This is a genomic window from Rhodoferax sp., assembly GCF_039922535.1.
GTDB lineage: Bacteria > Pseudomonadota > Gammaproteobacteria > Burkholderiales > Burkholderiaceae_C > Rhodoferax_B.
The window spans coordinates 1-3,510 of record NZ_JBDTEM010000127.1; the positions used below are offsets into that span (position 1 = coordinate 1).

Annotated in this window: 2 protein-coding genes and 1 pseudogene; all 3 read right to left on the reverse strand. The window is 65.2% G+C overall.

What is annotated here, in order from left to right; genetic code table 11:
• A pseudogene (locus ABI213_RS06185) lies at positions 1–284 on the reverse strand (hypothetical protein); the annotation flags it as partial.
• A gap of 3 nt (positions 285–287) precedes the next feature.
• Positions 288–2,159, reverse strand: a complete 1,872-nt coding sequence (gene mutL, locus ABI213_RS06190) for a DNA mismatch repair endonuclease MutL (RefSeq protein ID WP_348007321.1) — start codon at positions 2,157–2,159, stop codon at positions 288–290.
• A 98-nt stretch (positions 2,160–2,257) separates the two neighbouring features.
• On the reverse strand, positions 2,258–3,510 hold a 1,253-nt coding region (locus ABI213_RS06195; RefSeq protein WP_348026428.1), incomplete at its 5' end, for an alpha/beta hydrolase domain-containing protein.

Below are 3,510 nucleotides of genomic sequence, written 5' to 3' on the forward strand. Positions count from 1 at the left end.
TATTCGGCCTGGTGTACCAGCGTGGCACCTTGTGGCGGGTCGCGGTCCACATAGGTGTAGACCTTGATCGCGCCCAGGCCCGGTGGCGTGCGCTGGAACACCATGCGGAACAAGAAGAGCGAGCCAATGGCAATGGGTGCTACGTCATACGGTGCCGCCGTGGGCGTGGCGCTGATGAACTGGGTTTCGCCGCCGTAGTTGACGTGGCAGTCCACCGTTTCGGCCTGGGCAATGCCTGCGCTCAATACAGCAAAGATGGGGAAGAGTGCCAGTAGGCGTTTCATGGTTTAGCGGCCGCGCATGAAGAGTGCATCCAATTCCTTGATGGTGATTTGCCGCCACGTGGGCCTGCCGTGGTTGCATTGGTCAGAGCGGTCGGTAGTTTCCATTTGGCGCAGCAGTCCGTTCATTTCATCGACCGTGAGGCGGCGGTTGGCGCGCACCGCACCGTGGCAGGCCATGGTGCCTAGCAGTTCGTTTTGGGCGCGTTGGATCACGGTGCTGGCCTCGTGTTGTGCCAGTTCGGCAAGCACGCTGCGTGCCAGTTCGGTCGCGTCGCCCTGCACCAGGCTGGTGGGCACAGCCCGCACGGCCAGGGTTTTGGGCGAGAACGGGGTGATCTCCAGGCCCAGCGTGGCCAGGGCTTCGGTGTGGGCTTCGGCGGTGGCGACCTCTTGCGGCGTGGCAGCGAAGGTCACCGGGATCAGCAATGGCTGGCTGGTGATGCGCGCATCCACCAGTTGCGTTTTCAGCCGCTCGTAGACGATGCGCTCGTGGGCGGCGTGCATGTCCACAATCACCAGGCCTTGGGCGTTTTCGGCCAGGATGTAGATGCCTTGCAGCTGGGCGATGGCACGGCCCAGGGGCCAGACTTCCGTAGCGGGCAAAGGCTGCGCGGGCGGGGGCGCAGATTCGGGCCGAGGCACGGCCGCCGCGGGCTGGATCGGCCACAGCGCCTCCATGTCGGACACGCGGTGGTGGGTGATGGGTGCTACAAACTGCATAGCTGCTTGTGCAGGCGGCACCTGCGCTGGAGGCCTATTTTCCTTGAAAAAATCAGGAGCCGGGCTCTCCGGGTTGGTTGGGGTAGCCAGGGCGGCCGCTGCACGCGGTGCCGCCAGGGCGGCATCCACCGCGCGGCGCACCGCCTGGTGCACCTCGCGGCTGTCGCGAAAGCGCACTTCGATCTTGGTGGGGTGCACGTTCACGTCCACCCGGGTGGGGTCAATCTCAACATACAGCGCGTAGATCGGCTGGCGCTGGCCGTGCAGCACGTCTTCGTAGGCGCTGCGGGCGGCGTGGGTGATGACCTTGTCGCGCACAAAGCGGCCATTCACGTAGGCAAATTGCTGGTCGGGCCGGGCGCGGGCGGCATCGGGAATGCCGACCCGACCCCAGACGCGCACCGCCTGGCCCCCGTCGTCGCGCATGCTGCTCCGGTGGTCTACCGCCACCGAGCGGTCGGCAAAGTCGTCACCCAGCACGTCGCGCAGGCGGGCGCTGATCGCGTCGATGTTGCTCGGGGCCGGGCAGGCGCGCCATTGCTCGACCAGTTTGCCCTCGTGCCAGATGGCAAAGCCCACGTCGGGCCGGGCCAGGGCGTGGCGGCGCACGGCTTCCACGCAGTGGGCCAGTTCGGTGGCATCGGTCTTTAAAAACTTGCGCCGCGCCGGGGTGCTGAAGAACAGCTCTTTCACCTCCACCGTGGTGCCGGTGCTGCGGGCCACGGGTTTTAGCTCGCCACTGCGGCCGTCCAATAAAAATGCATTCGATTGCCCAGTGGCGCGCGACAGGATTGCCATGTCAGCTATGGAGTTGATAGCGGCCAGGGCTTCGCCGCGAAAGCCCATGGTGCCCACCGACTCCAGGTCCTGCAGGTTGCTGATCTTGCTGGTGGCGTGGCGTTTCAGGGCGATGGGCAGCTCTTCCATCGGGATGCCGCCGCCATCGTCTTCCACTGCAATCAGGCGCACACCCCCGGCCAGCAGGCGCAGGGTGATCTGGGTGGCACCGGCATCCAGTGCGTTGTCGACCAGTTCGCGCACCACCGAGGCGGGGCGTTCGACCACTTCGCCAGCGGCAATCTGGCTGATGAGTTCGTCGGGCAGCTCGCGAATGACGCGGCGTTGGAGGGCGGAGGGGGGTAAAGCGGCGTTCACCGGCTGATTTTAGAGGGCTGGCCCGGTCTGCCATGTACACGGGCGGGGGCAGACCCGGCGATGGCGCACCGGTTGCAGCGTGGATGCGGCCGGGCAGACTATGGCAACGCAGCCATGCCGGGCTGCAGAATCTGCGCCTGGGCACGGTTGCGATAGGCCGCGGCATCGGCCGCACCAAAGCGGCCGTCGAGCATCAAACCACGGGCGACCAGGTCGTTCACAGACTGGTTCACCGCCGCCACGTACCCGGCCTTGCTGCCGTACAAGGTCTGGATAGATGGGCGTGGATCGCCCACCTGGCGGCTGGCATCGGTGGCGGCAAAGGCCAATTGCGATGCGTTCAGTCCATTTTGGTCACCTGCGACGAAGCCGGATTTGCGCAGGCTGTAGCCGGTGAAGGTGGCCAGTGGCACGGCGGAGTCGGGCATCTTCACACCGGGTATTTCGTTGCCCTGGCTGTTCACGGTGGGCAGTTGCACTAGGTAGCTTTTGTTTGAAGGCACAGCGGGGATCACGCTGTAGTCGTTCAAGGTCAGCGTGTTGTACACGCCGTTGAATGCCAGGCCCGGCGCGCCCGTTACCCCGGTGAATGCCACTGCCGACAGATCCGGCCCGCCCAGGCTGGCGGCGCTACTGCCCGGCACCGCCAAGGTACCTGCCTGTACCGACGGCCAGGCACTGGCCAAGGGTTGTGCCGTGCCTTTGGCCCAGCCTTCCAGGTTCAGGTACAGCGCCCGCACCAGCGCCGAGCTGGCGTTTTGCGCATTCGGTGCGAACGAGGCAGAGGTGGCCGCCACGCTGCGGGTGGTCGCCATATCGGGCTGGACCAGGGCATTGGAGGCTAGCTGGGACGGCGTATGTTGGGTGCCGGGGACGAAGAACAGCCGCACGTTGTCCGGGATGGCGACATCGTGGCCCGCGCCGTCGGTGGCGACCAGCGATGCCCGCGCACCGCCGAATTCGATGGGGCTGTCGTACTGGATGACCTTGGGGCAGGTGCCGTCTGCTGTGCATTTCATGAGCAGGCCGTCGGTCTTGCCGCTGACCGGATCGGTCAATGGGGCGTAGCCAAAGGGAAACTGGTCGCCTGGCGTGTAGTGCGTTTCGTGTTGGCGCGAATAGTCGCCCGGTTTGGACCAACGGAAGTTGGTATAGGTTTTGCGCGATCCACCGACCAGCGGCAGCATGCCGTCAAACACGCGTCTGTGCTTGGCATCGGTATTAAAACCTTGCCACAGGTAGTCGCGCACAAAGCGCCCGGACTGCGAAATGCCACCAAACAGGGTGGTCTGCACCCGGCCAGCCAGCGGATTGGCGTTACCCGCGGTATCGCTGGCGCTGTAGCGCAAAA